We start from the raw sequence: 12,621 nt of genomic DNA, 5'->3' as shown, positions 1-12,621 counted from the left end.
ACGCGCAGACCGGCGAGATCATTCCGCACCGGATGACTCCGGATTATGCCGAGATTCTTGCCTGGATCGTCTCTCTTCCAGCCCCGGTGCGGGTGGTCTACGAGGCCGGGCCGACGGGTTTCGGCCTGGCCCGGTTCCTGCTGGCCGCCCGGAATCGACACGCAGGTCGCGGCCCCGTCGAAACTCCAACGTCCGTCCGGGGACCGGGTGAAGACCGACGCGAAGGATGCGCTGCACCTGGCCCGGCTGCTGAAACTGGGCGAGATCACCGCGGTCCGGATTCCGGCCGCGGACCAGGAGGCGGCCCGGGATCTGGTCCGGGCCCGGGAGGACGTCCGCGGGGATCTGATGCGGTCCCGGCACCGGATCTCCAAGCTCCTGCTGCGCCAGGGCATCKTGTATACGGGCGGTAAGGCCTGGACCGGGACCCACGAACTCTGGCTGGCCCGGCAACACTTCGAGGCCCCGGCCCGGCAACTGGCCTATGCCTCCTCCCTGGAGGCCATGCATGAGATCCTGGACCGCCGCGGCCGCCTCGACGAGGCCATCACGGCGATGGCCTATCAGAGCGAATACACGCCCGTGGTCCGGTCGCTGGAGTGCCTGCGCGGGATCTCGACCCTGACCGCGTTCGGTCTCGCCGTGGAGATCGGTGACTGGGACCGGTTYACCGGCTCCACGATCGGCGCCTATCTGGGTCTCGTGCCGACCGAGCATTCCTCCGGGGCGTCCCGGTCCCAGGGCTCGATCACGAAGACCGGCAACACCCACGCACGCCGACTCCTCGTCGAGGCCGCCTGGCACCACCGCAGACCCTATGAGCATCCGTCCCGGCTGATGCGGTCCCGGTGGGAGGAAGCCACCGCGGAGGCAAGGGCCCGGGGCCATGCCGGCAACCGGCGCCTGCACAACCGCTGGATCACCTACCTCGAACGCCGCAAACGACCCGTGATCGCGAACGTCGCCATCGCCCGGGAGCTCGCCGGCTGGTGCTGGTCCCACCCGCGCATATCAGTCTGACCGCGCCGTCGCCAACGACACGCTGACCACACACCAAACGCCTCCCGGCCACCCAAAAGGAAGCGGTCCCGGACAACCCAGCCCGGGACCGCTTCGCCACGCCCTTGACAGACGCCAACTACATATCAGGGCCGGGCCGGGAAGCGGTAGCGCAGCTCCACGATGCCCCGGCCCAAGGTGCGGGAAGATGTCAACTCGAGCGGCGGCGTCGGGCCCGCCATAGGCAGCAACTGTTTGCCGCCGCCCAGGACCACGGGAATGACCGAGACAATCAGTTCGTCCAGCAGCCCGGCGTCAGCGAACTGCGCTGCGAGCACGCCTCCACCCACAACCCAGACGTTTCGGCCGCCGGCCGCTTCTTTGAGGTCGTCCACGAACTCGCCTACCACCCCGCGCACGAACGTCACATCCGCGCCCTTCGGGGCGGCGTGCTCGTGACGGGTGAAGACCCAGGAGGGTGTGCCCGGATACGGCCAGGTGTCCGGTTCGTGCTCCCGAAGCCACGCGTACGTCTCGCCGCCCATGACGATGCAGCCGACGTCGGCCATGAACGCGTCATAGCTGTCCTGTCCGCCCTCAAAGCCGTCGAACTGCAGCAGCCAGGCGAGATTGTCGTCGGCAGTGGCGATGAACCCGTCGAGTGAGGACGCCACGAAGTACTGGAAGCTCACCATGGCCCCAGCCTAGCCACTGCGGTGGCCGGTGTCCCATCCCCCGAACGCAACGGCTGCACGGCCGCGGGGACGTCTTATTTGTGGAAGTAAGGAATGATCAGGTAGAGCCCGAAGAGAATGGCGGCGCCGCACAAAGCGAAGCACGTGTAAGCGAGCGGTCGGGTCCAGGCCGCCGGGGAGGTCCGGGTGTCCCCCGCGATGGCCGTGAGCCGGACGCCGAGGGAGTAGAGAACTACCACGGTTACAGCGGACACAAGCGTGGCACTCGCCACGCTGAACAGTTCCAGCCATTTCATCGCTGGGCACCGCCGTTCTTGATCGACTTGGTGGCGGACTTTTTCTTGCGGAACTGCACGGCCTGGCCGACTTCCTCGATCTCGACGGCGTTGTTGCTGCCCACAGGCGACTTCCGTGAGCGCACAAACATGTAGGCCACTGCGGCGGTGCCGGCAGTTGCCGCGATGATCACGCCTACGACCCCGGTCTGCACGAGCAGAGCCGTCAGCGCGCCCATGATTCCGGCGGCCGGCAGCGTGAACAGCCAGCCGATGGCAATCCGGCCGGCGGTTCCCCACCGCACCGTAGTGCCGCGGCGTCCCATGCCGGAGCCCACGACCGAGCCGGAGGCCACCTGCGTGGTGGACAGGGCGAAGCCCAGGTGCGAGGACGCCAGAATGGCTGTGGCGGTGCTGGTCTCGGCGGCAAAGCCCTGGGCGGGCTTCACTTCGGTGAGCCCCGAGCCCATGGTGCGGATGATCCGCCACCCGCCGGAATAGGTGCCGATCGCGATGGCGAAGGCACAGGCGGTGATAACCCACCACTCCGGACCGGAGCCGGCAGGCTGCAGGCCGGCGGAGATCAGGACCAGGGTGATGATGCCCATCGTCTTCTGGGCGTCGTTGGTGCCGTGGGCCAACGCCACGAGGCTGGACGTGAAGACTTGACCGGTCCGGAATCCGCCGCGCTTCTGCGTGAGCTTGTCCCCGGTTTCGGGGTCATGGCGGGCGGTCAGGCCGTACGCCAGCCGCGTGCACAAGTAGGCTACGCCGCCCGCGATGATCGGGGCGAACACCGCGGGAAGAATGATCTTTTGGAGAATTGACTCGAAGTTGATCGCGTGGATGCCGATACCGGCAATCGCGGCCCCGATCAGGCCGCCGAAGAGGGCGTGGGAGGAACTGGACGGCAGGCCCTTGAGCCAGGTGATCATGTTCCAGAGGATGGCGCCCATCAGCCCGGCGAAGATGATGTCCGGGGTGATCTGGACCCCGTCCGAGCCTTCCTTGATGATGCCGCCCGAGACGGTCTTGGCGACTTCCGTGGAGAGGAACGCTCCCACGAGGTTCAGCACCGCCGCGAGGGCAACTGCTGTTTTCGGTTTGATGGCGCCGGTCGCGATGGGGGTAGCCATGGCGTTCGCGGTGTCATGAAATCCGTTGGTGAAGTCGAAGAACAGCGCCAGCGATATCACTAGCGCCACCATTACGGTGATTTCCACCTGTTGCCCAATCTGAAGTGTTCACGGTCGGCAGTTCCACATCCCCGTTGCTGCATGGCCACCACGTCCATCCGGGGTCCATCCGAACGAACTCGCGGTGGTCGCATATGCAGCTTGAAACCTTATCGATGGTACGTGGGAATGACGGCAGGGCAAAACGTGCCAGAAGACCCTAAATTCGGTCCTCCTGTGCGGCACGGGCATTAACCGTGGCGGTGCGGTGCTGGTCACAGCAGGCGCCGCCCGGCTCCGCCGGCTGCGGCCCAGCTCAGACGGCCCGGCGGACGTCCGGCGCCGGGCCCGCGCCGAGCATCGAAGCGATCCTGTCCTCCAGCGCCGCTAGCGTCGCCTCGGGCAGCACGATGAGCCCGTCGAGTTCCCGGCGGGCGCGGCGGTAGGCCGTCTGCCGCTCGGCGGGAGTTGCGGCCGCGTCCGACGCTATCCGCAGAAGTTTCCGGGCTGTCTCGAGCCGCTGGCGTTCGGGACCGGTGAACTTGCTGTCCCTGATCCGTTTGGCTTCCCGTTCGGCGACGTCGAATGCGAGCTCAAAGCTGGTCACGGCCGCCCGGTACTCCGCAAGCCGCGCGGCGGTCCTGACTTCCGCCGGGGCGGCGGGGCGCAGCCCGTCGGCCTCGCGTTTGGCCCGGAGGAAGGCCACGGTGAGGGGCTCCCGGACATCCGTCATGACCGGGTAGTCGATCAGCTTCCCCACGTCGAGTTCGTAATCCAGCCAGCGTTGGTTGACGGTGTCGTGCGCCTTCATGAGGGCCAGCACGTCGGCCTGGCTGGCCTGCTCTGCCTGCGTCGCCTGGTTCTTGAGCGTATAAAGCTCCACGCGGCGGCGGTGCCGGCGTTCGGCGGCTTTGGACCAGGACCGCGCCCACCCCCCGGCCAGTCCGCTCAGGGGAAAGACGAGCCACCAAAAGTGGGTGATGAAATTGAAGAAGGGGTCCACGGCATCATCCTCCCATCCGTTGGCGGCGCCGGAAAGCCCCCGCCAAAAGGGGGCTCTCCGGCCCGTTCCGGGACCTTGCCGGCACGGGTTGCTTGCCGGGCGGTCAGTCGCCGTGCTTGACCTTATGCACCTTCGTCACGATGGTGGGGCACGGCACGTTCAGGAGTACAGCGTGCGCGGTGGAGCCGAGCACGGTCCGGGAGAACCCGCCACGTCCGCGACTTCCAATCACCAACTCCCTGGCGTCGGCGGCAATATCCACGAGGGCCTTCGCCGGTTCGGTGTTCGTCTCAAGGCGCTGATGGACCACCAGGTCGGGGTATTTGTCGCCGAGCCCGGCGACCGACTCGGCGAGAACAATCCGGTCCTCTTCGACGATGCTCTCGGCGAGACCACTGGTCGGCAGCTGCTTCTCGACCCACCGGGCGGGGCTCTTGAACGCGAGGACCACGGTGAGCTCGTCTCCACCCCGATCAGCTTCGGCGGCCGCGAAGGCGACGGCCTGCAGCGACTCCTCGGAGCCGTCCACGCCGACCACGACGCCCTTGACCCCGGTGGCCGGTTTCGCCGGCACGACGGCTACCGGGCATTCCGAGGCCGAGACAACCTGCAGGGCCCGGTCCGTCATGGGACCGCCGCCCATCCAATGTTTGTCATGGCCGCCAACCACGATCATGGCTGCCTCCTTGGAGACTTCCCGGAGCACCGAGCCGCCGCTGCCATGACGGAGCTGGATGTCGACAGTGACGTCCGGGGCCCGCTCACGAGCGGCCGTCTCAGCGTCCCGAAGCAGGTCCATCCCCGATTCCCGGATGATCTCGTGGTACTGAAAATCCGGTGACATCCAGCGGTCGTCCACCGCGTGGACGACCGTGACCGGGAGCTTGTCCCGGGCGGCCCGGTCAAGGGCCCAGGCCAGGGCGGCGCTGCTGCCTGCGGACCCGTTGATTCCGACGATGATTGCTTTGCTCATGCTGATTCCTGCTTTCCTGGAATGCACACCGGCCTAGAATCCGGTGGGCTCGGTCTCGAACTCCGGTTCGCGGGGCGGGCGTTCATGGTGCACCGGACGCAGCGCTGCGGTGTGTTCCAGCCAGATGAGGGCGTCGTAGCGCTCCCCCATCCGGGTCGGAACATAGTTTCCGGCGTCCCTTTCCGGGTGGTAGACGACGCCGATCGCCCGGTGTCCGAGCCATGTCGAAAGCCACGGCCCGGTCCTGTCGTCGCCGAACACCAGCACTGAGGGCACCCCCAGGGCCTGATGCAGGAAGTCTTCGTGGCTGCCCGGGCGCGCTTCCGGCACCGTCAGGATGCGTTCGGGGCGGCCCCACCCGTCGGAGGCGAGCACGGAGCCGCGGTGGGATGCGAAGCCGACCAGCAGCACGCCTTCGCCCGCGTGGCGTTCGCGCAGCAGCTGCCCGACGTTGACCAGGCCGTCCTGCGCCATGTCGGTGGCCCGGGCATCGCCGATGTGTGTGTTGTGTTCCCAGATCAGTCCCTTCGACGTCGGCCCGAGGTGCCTGCTGACCCGGTCGATGGTGTCGGCCATATGGTGGTCGCGGACGTTCCAGGACTGCCTGTCGCCGCGGACCATGATGCGGTAGTAGTGCTCGGCGTTGGCCGCGACTTCAGCGTTCTGGACGGCGTCGAAGGCGTCCTCCTCCTGCCGGCCGGGGCTGAAGGCCCGGTTCCTGACCTCGGTCAGGAGGGCCACGACGTCGGGCTCGCAGGACTGCGGCACCAGCCGCGTGCTCCAGGCATACTGGTGCGGGTCCTCGTGGTGGGGCAGGAAGCACTGCCAGGCGCGCTCCGCCGCGGGGACGGCGTCGGGAACGTTCGCCTGTAGCCAGCCGATGATTTCGCGCAGCGAATCCCAGAGCGAGTAGACATCCAGCCCGTAGAAGCCGACACGTTTGTCCAGCGGCCTGGCCAGGTTCCAGCTGCGCAGCCAGTCCAGGAACGCCGCGACTTCCTCGTTGGCCCACATCCAGGTTGGCCAGCGTTCGAAGCCGGCCAGCAGCGCGTGGACGCCCTGGTCCTTCCCCTCCTGGCCGCGGACCCATCGGTTGATCCGCCGGCAGTCGGGCCAGTCCCCTTCCACCCCAATCCAGTTGTAGCCTTCCTCCGCGATGAGCCGCCTGCTGAGGGTGTCGCGCCAGGTGTAGAACTCGTGGGTGCCGTGGGAGGCCTCGCCGATGGCGACAAAACGGCAGTCGGCCGCGCGCCGCACGAGGCCGTTGAGGTCCCGATCGGTTTTCAGCGGCCGGGCGAGATCGTGGACCTCCTTCAACACGGTGGTCCGGGTGACGGCCTCGGGGTTCATCTCGGATCCTCGATGTCGATCGTCTCCAGGTATTCGGGCACCCTGGCCCGCCAGCCGAGTTCGCGTTTGATCCTGATACGCAGGGCGTCGGACGCGTCCGGGTCACCGTGCGTGATGTAGGTCATCCGGGGCGCTACTTCTGCCGCCCTCATCCACGCGATGATGGCGTCGCCGTCGGCGTGCGCGGACAGGCTTTCCATCTGGATAACCTCGGCCCGCACCTTGACGTCTTCCCCGTAGATGCGCAACTCGCGTTCACCGGCAGCAAGGGTGGCCCCCCGCGTGCCGCTGGCCTGGTAGCCGCTGAGGATGATGGCGTTTTTCGGGTCGGGGCCGTACGCCGCGACGTGGTGCAGGATCCGTCCGCCCGTCAGCATGCCGCTGGCCGAGATGATGATCATGGGGCCGCCGCGCAGGTTCAGCAACTTGGATTCGTCCACGGTGCGGGTGAGTTTGGCCAGTTTGTACATGTCCACGTATTCCTCCCGCTTGAGCCGGTGTTCTTCGGGGTGGCGCTGGTACATTTCGGAGGCGTCGATGGCCATGGGGCTGTTTAGGTAGACCGGGATGCGAGGAATCGCGCCCTTGCGCAGGAGCCGGGACAGGTACAGCATCAGCGTTTCGGCCCGGCCGACGGCGAACGCGGCAAACATGATGACCCCTCCGCGTTTCGCGACGCGGTTGATGATCTCTCCCAGCAGCTTCTCCGGATCCTCAGTGGAGTGTTTCCGGTTGCCGTAGGTTGATTCGGTCACCAGGATGCCGGTTTCGCCGAGCGGGCGGGGCGGATACATGAACGGGTCATCGGCCCGGCCCAGGTCCCCGGTGAAGTGCACCGACTGGGAGCCAACCCGGACGTGCACCTGGGCGGCCCCCAGGATGTGTCCGGCCGGCACGAACGTCAACTCCATGCCACCGCCAAGGTCAAGGGGAACATCAAACCCGACGATTTTGAATCTGTTGAGGGACGCGACGGCGTCCGCAGCCGTGTAGAGGGGCAGGGCGGGATCATGCGCGGATGACCCCCGCTGCGAGGCATACCGGGCCTCCTCCTCCTGCAGGTGGCCGCTGTCCGGCAGGATGAGTTTGCATAGGTCTGTGGTGCCGGCCGTGGCGTACACGGGGCCGCCGAACCCGCCCCTGACCAGAGCAGGGACATATCCGGTGTGGTCCAGGTGCGCGTGGGTCAGCACCACGGCGTCGATGGACCGCGGCGGCACCGGAAAGGGCGCCCGGTTGCGCTCGCGGCTGCGCTTATAGCCCTGGAAGAGTCCGCAGTCCACCAGCACGCGCCCGCCGCCGGCGTCGATCAGGTAGCGTGAACCGGTCACGGTGTCGGTGGCACCAAGGAAGTTCAGGCTCGGCTGCTGCTGCTGCATGGCGCCCCCGTGGACCTTCTTCTTGCGTAAATTGTGCGTTAATTGCGCGCGAACCTGTGACCTGCGCAAACCTGTGACCAGCGCGAACCTGTGTCCTGAACGACCCCAGAGAAGTGCGCGGACCCGCGGCTCGCGGTGTACGCCCCAGCTTCCGCCCGGGCCTGCCGGGTGCCAAGGGCCAAAAGTCACCTCCGGGCCGGCGTCGGCCGCCGCCGGGGCCTCCGCGGCACGCGTCCAGGCGGGCCGCCCCCGGTAGGATTTCTTGATGGGCCCGGCCGGGCCCGAGGCCGGCAGCCCGGCACCGCCCAGCACAGCGCAGCCCAGTCGCAAGGACACACCATGAGCACCAAATCCGCAGGGCCCAGGCGTCCCGACCGCCCCTGGACCCGCCACTACAGCCCCGGGGTTCCCGCCAGCCTCAAGCTCCCGGAAGGGTCCCTCGTTGACCTGATGGACTCGTCGGTCCGGCGCTACGGGAAGAAGACCGCACTGGAATTCTTCGGAGCGCGTACCAGCTACCGGGACCTCGGCACCGCCATCAACAGGGCGGCCGCGGGCCTGAGGAAGCTCGGCGTCCGGGCCGGTGACCGGGTGGCGCTGGTCCTGCCGAACTGCCCGCAACACATCATCGCTTTCCACGCGGCACTGCGCCTGGGCGCCGTGGTCGTCGAACACAACCCCTTATATACGGACCGTGAGCTGCGCCACCAGTTCGAGGACCATGGCGCCACCGTCGCCGTTGTCTGGGACAAGGCCGTGGACAAGGTCCGCCAACTGCCGGCCGACGTCGGGCTGCAGAGCATCGTCTCCGTTGAGCTGATTCCGGCGATGCCGCTGCTGCAACGGGTCGCGCTGCGGCTCCCCGTGCCGGCGGCCCGCGCCGCCCGCGCCGCCTTGACCGCCGGCAAGCACACGCGCCGGACCGTGGCGCAGCCGGCGCGCCGGACCGTGCTGGCGTGGAAAGACCTCCTTGGCGCAGGCGACCTGAAGAAAAAGCATCCGCGCCCGGCCGCCACTGACCTGGCTGTCATCCAATACACGAGCGGCACCACGGGCCGGCCCAAAGGCGCCATGCTGACCCATGCCAACCTGCAGGCCAATGCCGCGCAGGGCCGCGCCTGGGTGCCGGGGCTCAAGGACGGCCGGGAAACCGTGTACGCGGTGCTGCCGATGTTCCACGCCTACGGCCTGACGCTGTGCATGACGTTTGCCCTGAGCATCGGCGCGAGGCTGGTGCTCTTCCCTAAGTTCGACGTCGACCTCGTGCTGAAGGCACACAGGAAGTCGCCTGCCACATTCCTGCCGGCGGTGCCGCCGATCTACGACCGCATCGCCGCCGCAGCCGCCGAGCGCGGTATCGCGCTGGACAGCATCCGCTTTTCCATCTCGGGGGCGATGAACCTGCCGACGGCGACGGTGGACACGTGGGAGAAGGCGACCGGGGGCTACCTGATCGAGGGCTACGGGCTGACGGAAACCTCGCCCATCGCCTTGGGCAACCCCTTCGGTCCCAGCCGGAAACCGGGAACCGTGGGGGTCCCGTTTCCCCTGACGGACATTCGTGTGGTGGACCCGCGGAACGTCCTCCTGGACCGCGCCCCGGGAGAGGAGGGCGAGCTCCTGGTCCGCGGCCCGCAGGTCTTTGCCGGCTACTGGAACCGGCCGAAGGAGACCGAGGAGGCGCTGCTGGAGGGCGGCTGGTTCCGGACCGGTGACATCGTCTCGGTAGATAAGGATGATTTCGTGACCGTCCGGGACCGGATCAAGGAACTGATCATCACGGGGGGCTTCAACGTCTCCCCCACGGAAGTTGAAGATGTCCTCTCCGGGTACCCCGGTGTCCGGGACGTGTGCGTGGTGGGACTGCCCCGCCCGGGCGGCGGCGAAGACGTGGTTGCCGCCGTCGTCCCGTCCGCGGGCTCCGGCCTGGACCCGGAGGCGCTGCTGGCGTTTGGCCGGGAGAACCTGGCCGCCTACAAGGTGCCGCGCCGCGTTGCCGTGGTGGATGAGCTGCCGCGTTCGCTGATCGGCAAGGTCCTGCGCCGCGAGATCCGGGACACGCTCGTGGCCGGCCGGTAGCTTACCTCCGGCCGGCCACTGGTGCGCTCAGTGTCCGGACTCCTCAGTGTCCTGAATCGTCGGGGCCCGGGGTCGTCGCGGTTGTGCCGCTGCCCGAATCATCGCCGCCTTCCTCATGCGAGTGCGTCCCGCTGTCCCCCGCGGACGGTTCAGGCTCCGCCGGTTCCGGTTCGCGGGACATGTCCACTCCCTCCCCCGTGGTTGAACGGGGAGCCAGCGTCACGTCCGCTGGCTGGACCCCGGCGCCGCGGGCCATGCCGTTCCGCACGGATTCCACCAGCGAGTCGCTGAGCAGTGGTCCCGTGTACGTGACCGTCAGGGCTCCGCCATCCACCGACGTGCCGTAGTTCCCGAGCGCGTCCGAGAGAATGCCTTCCCTGGCGATGGAAGCGGCCAGGACTGCCGGATCGGCGGCAGCGACGCTGAACTGGAGGTCGTGGACCAGGACTGAGGCGACGTGGACATGCTCCACTCCGGGGTAGCTGCCCTCCGGGCCGAAGGCGCGCTCCGCCAGTCTCTCGGCGTCGTCGCTGGTGCTTCCGGGCGGAAGCGCCAGGATCAGTTCCGGCGCGAGGTGCTCCAGGATCGCTGGTTCGAGCACGTCCGGGGGGATGTCGGAAAGGACGATGCCGCCGGCAGCCGCGGTCTGCTCGAGCCGTGCGCGCGGCGCGCCTGGCTTTCCGCCCGCGGCGGGGTGGATGGCAATGACGGCGCGGCGTCGAACCATCAGCCCGTCGTGGCTCACGGCCGGGCGGCCGTTGCCGACGTCGGTCCCCGTCTCCAGGGACACGGGCGCGGCGCTCTGCACGGCTCCGGCGGTCGGCGCTGCCGTCGGCGAGGGCTGGGCCGGGGCCGGCGGTCCGCCTGTGCAGGCGCTCAGCGCCAGTACAAGCAGGGCCGCCGCGCCCAGCGTCCCAACGCGGCCCATCTCAGGTCCCCGCCGGCAGGCCCGGCCGGTACACCGGCGGGAACGCGTCCAGAGCAGTGGTGTCCAGGGTCGGCGGGTCGGAAGTGATGGGGTCGTTGGTGCTGAGGTCGCCTACGGAGAACTGCACCATCATGTCGTGGTCCTCATGGACCAGGTTGTGGCAGTGGATCATGTAACGCCCGCCCCCGCCGGTACCTGTGTCGAACTGCATGAGGGCGGTGACGGACTCGTTCTCGCCGGCGTAGAAGACATCCTTGGGGCCCTTCTCCCAGGCAAACGGCTGGCCGCCGTTAGTGTTCCTCGCGATGATCTTGGCGTCAATGAGGTGGATGTGCACCGGATGGAACCATCCCCCGGACGCGTTAATGATGGTCCATTGCTCGACGTCGAAGGGCTGGGGGTTGCCGAACAGCTTGGTGAACCCGGACTTCTCCACGTCGGCCCACGTGACGCCGTTGACGGTCCACTGTCCATGGTCCCGGAAGAATTTCAGTTCGCGCTTCGCCTTGGCCATCGCCGGGGTGAGGCTCATGGTGGGGATGCCGCCCTTGGAGGCGTTGACGGAGCCGCCGTCGTCCAGGGTGGCCGGGATGCTGGAAATGGAGCCGGCCCCGGACCCGGAGTCGGCCACTACCTGGAAGCGCATGATCTTGTTGGTGTTCGCGAAGTCGATGTTGTTCTTGTTGCTGAGGTTCCGCAGCTCGATCAACTGGCCGGTCCGGTATTTCCGGAAATCGATCAGCACCTCATAGCGTTCCGCGGTGCCCTGCCGCCATGATTTCACGGCCTCCACTTTGGGCGTCATGCCGGCGTCGGTGCCCACCACGTAGATGGGATCTCCGGTGGACAATGCGGGCCGGTAGGACCGCGAAATCGAGGCGTCGAGTACCCGGAAGCGGTAGATCCGGGGCTTGACCTTCATGGTGGGCCACGGCACGCCGTTGACCATGATGATGTCGCCCCAGAGGCCCTTGACGTCGTTGTCGTTGTAGGCGAGGGATCCGTCGGCGTTGAACATCGCGTCCGAGATCATGAGTGGTACGTCGAATTCGCCCTGCGGCAGTTGGGCACGCTCAAACTTGTCGGACAGTGGATAGAAGGCCGCGAGCCCCGAATACACGTTCTGGGCGGTGATGTGGTGCTTATGGTCGTGGTACCAGAGGGTCCGAGCCGTCTGAAAGTTGGGGTACCGGTAGTTCTTGACGTTTCCCGGGACGGTGATGTCGTTGGCGTAGCCGTCGTACTGCGGCAGCGACGCTGAGCCGTGCAGGTGGGTGACGGTATCAAAGCGGGCGGGCTGAACCAGCCCGGCGGCGGGCAGCGCGTTGCGGATCCGCACCTCGATCCGGGTGCCCTGGGTGGCCCGGATGGTTGGGCCGGGGAATATGCCGTTGTAGCCCGCGACGGTGGTGTTCAGTCCGGGCAGGAAGTGGGCCTGGCCGAGCTTCTGGGTAAGGGCGTACCGGGCGAAAGGACGGGCCGGGTCGCCGCCGTCGAAGCCCGTCTGAAAGGGGACCAGTTCCGGCGGGCGGCGGAATACTCCCGCATAGGGAACAGGCATGTTCTGCGGTGCAAGAAGGCTGGCGGTGACCGGCGTCGCGGCCGGCGCGGTGGTGCCCGTCGTCGGGATGTCGTCGTCGCCGCCTTTGAAACCGGCAAGGCCGAGGGCGCCGACAGCGCCCAGTTTGAAAATTTCTCGTCGTGTAGTCATGGCCCCTCCAAGTGGGCAATAGTGCTGTATACCGTGTCGGAAAGTGGCTTTCCA

At 67.5% G+C, this 12,621-nt stretch carries 10 protein-coding genes and 1 pseudogene; 2 read left to right on the top strand and 9 right to left on the bottom strand.

The genetic code is table 11. The features are described 5' to 3' along the window. Positions 1 to 1,020 (top strand): annotated as a pseudogene (locus tag AC1DKN_RS13325) (IS110 family RNA-guided transposase); the annotation flags it as partial. 125 nt (positions 1,021 to 1,145) lie between these two features. Here the strand turns inward: AC1DKN_RS13325 and AC1DKN_RS13320 are convergent. The 7 genes from AC1DKN_RS13320 to AC1DKN_RS13290 form a co-directional block, all read right to left on the bottom strand. Continuing rightward, positions 1,146 to 1,694, bottom strand: a complete 549-nt coding sequence (locus AC1DKN_RS13320) for a dihydrofolate reductase family protein (RefSeq protein WP_476871537.1) — start codon at positions 1,692 to 1,694, stop codon at positions 1,146 to 1,148. A gap of 74 nt (positions 1,695 to 1,768) precedes the next feature. Continuing rightward, positions 1,769 to 1,990: a hypothetical protein gene (locus AC1DKN_RS13315; RefSeq protein WP_028276822.1), complete on the bottom strand. Its 222-nt coding sequence runs from the start codon at positions 1,988 to 1,990 to the stop codon at positions 1,769 to 1,771. After that, positions 1,987 to 3,192: an inorganic phosphate transporter gene (locus AC1DKN_RS13310; protein WP_230010221.1), complete on the bottom strand. Its 1,206-nt coding sequence runs from the start codon at positions 3,190 to 3,192 to the stop codon at positions 1,987 to 1,989. Before AC1DKN_RS13310 ends, AC1DKN_RS13315 begins: the two co-directional genes overlap by 4 nt. 268 nt (positions 3,193 to 3,460) lie before the next feature. Further along, positions 3,461 to 4,147 carry a hypothetical protein gene (locus tag AC1DKN_RS13305; RefSeq protein WP_476871536.1) on the bottom strand — a complete coding sequence of 229 codons (687 nt, stop codon included), beginning with the start codon at positions 4,145 to 4,147 and terminating at the stop codon, positions 3,461 to 3,463. A gap of 103 nt (positions 4,148 to 4,250) precedes the next feature. Further along, on the bottom strand, positions 4,251 to 5,120 hold the full coding sequence (locus AC1DKN_RS13300; RefSeq protein ID WP_476871535.1) for a universal stress protein: 870 nt from the start codon (positions 5,118 to 5,120) through the stop codon (positions 4,251 to 4,253). Positions 5,121 to 5,153: 33 nt separating this feature from the next. Beyond that, positions 5,154 to 6,470, bottom strand: a complete 1,317-nt coding sequence (locus tag AC1DKN_RS13295) for an erythromycin esterase family protein (RefSeq protein ID WP_476858620.1) — start codon at positions 6,468 to 6,470, stop codon at positions 5,154 to 5,156. Continuing rightward, positions 6,467 to 7,849 carry an MBL fold metallo-hydrolase gene (locus AC1DKN_RS13290; RefSeq protein WP_476871534.1) on the bottom strand — a complete coding sequence of 461 codons (1,383 nt, stop codon included), beginning with the start codon at positions 7,847 to 7,849 and terminating at the stop codon, positions 6,467 to 6,469. Before AC1DKN_RS13290 ends, AC1DKN_RS13295 begins: the two co-directional genes overlap by 4 nt. A gap of 339 nt (positions 7,850 to 8,188) precedes the next feature. On the opposite strand from AC1DKN_RS13290, the gene AC1DKN_RS13285 reads away from it, so the two are divergent. Further along, positions 8,189 to 9,928, top strand: coding sequence for a long-chain-fatty-acid--CoA ligase (locus tag AC1DKN_RS13285; protein ID WP_476858622.1), 1,740 nt, complete (start codon positions 8,189 to 8,191; stop codon positions 9,926 to 9,928). A 43-nt stretch (positions 9,929 to 9,971) separates the two neighbouring features. On the opposite strand, the gene AC1DKN_RS13280 is transcribed toward AC1DKN_RS13285, so the two are convergent. Then, complete coding sequence (locus AC1DKN_RS13280; RefSeq protein WP_476871533.1) at positions 9,972 to 10,856, bottom strand: hypothetical protein; 885 nt, start codon at positions 10,854 to 10,856, stop codon at positions 9,972 to 9,974. A 1-nt stretch (position 10,857) separates the two neighbouring features. After that, positions 10,858 to 12,567 carry a multicopper oxidase family protein gene (locus tag AC1DKN_RS13275; protein WP_476871532.1) on the bottom strand — a complete coding sequence of 570 codons (1,710 nt, stop codon included), beginning with the start codon at positions 12,565 to 12,567 and terminating at the stop codon, positions 10,858 to 10,860. Positions 12,568 to 12,621: the final 54 nt, after the last annotated feature.

The organism is Arthrobacter sp. 01N444, from assembly GCF_056399305.1.
The sequence above is the reverse complement of the archived record's forward strand: the minus strand, read 5'-3'. Positions and strand labels throughout refer to the sequence as shown.

Excerpts from the sequence above, each read along its gene's own strand:
- AC1DKN_RS13285 (WP_476858622.1), top strand. The coding sequence starts at position 8,189 with ATGAGCACCAAATCCGCAGGGCCCAGGCGTCCCGACCGCCCCTGGACC.
- AC1DKN_RS13290 (WP_476871534.1), bottom strand. The coding sequence starts at position 7,849 with ATGCAGCAGCAGCAGCCGAGCCTGAACTTCCTTGGTGCCACCGACACC.
- AC1DKN_RS13320 (WP_476871537.1), bottom strand. The coding sequence starts at position 1,694 with ATGGTGAGCTTCCAGTACTTCGTGGCGTCCTCACTCGACGGGTTCATC.
- AC1DKN_RS13280 (WP_476871533.1), bottom strand. The coding sequence starts at position 10,856 with ATGGGCCGCGTTGGGACGCTGGGCGCGGCGGCCCTGCTTGTACTGGCG.
- AC1DKN_RS13275 (WP_476871532.1), bottom strand. The coding sequence starts at position 12,567 with ATGACTACACGACGAGAAATTTTCAAACTGGGCGCTGTCGGCGCCCTC.
- AC1DKN_RS13295 (WP_476858620.1), bottom strand. The coding sequence starts at position 6,470 with ATGAACCCCGAGGCCGTCACCCGGACCACCGTGTTGAAGGAGGTCCAC.
- AC1DKN_RS13300 (WP_476871535.1), bottom strand. The coding sequence starts at position 5,120 with ATGAGCAAAGCAATCATCGTCGGAATCAACGGGTCCGCAGGCAGCAGC.
- AC1DKN_RS13315 (WP_028276822.1), bottom strand. The coding sequence starts at position 1,990 with ATGAAATGGCTGGAACTGTTCAGCGTGGCGAGTGCCACGCTTGTGTCC.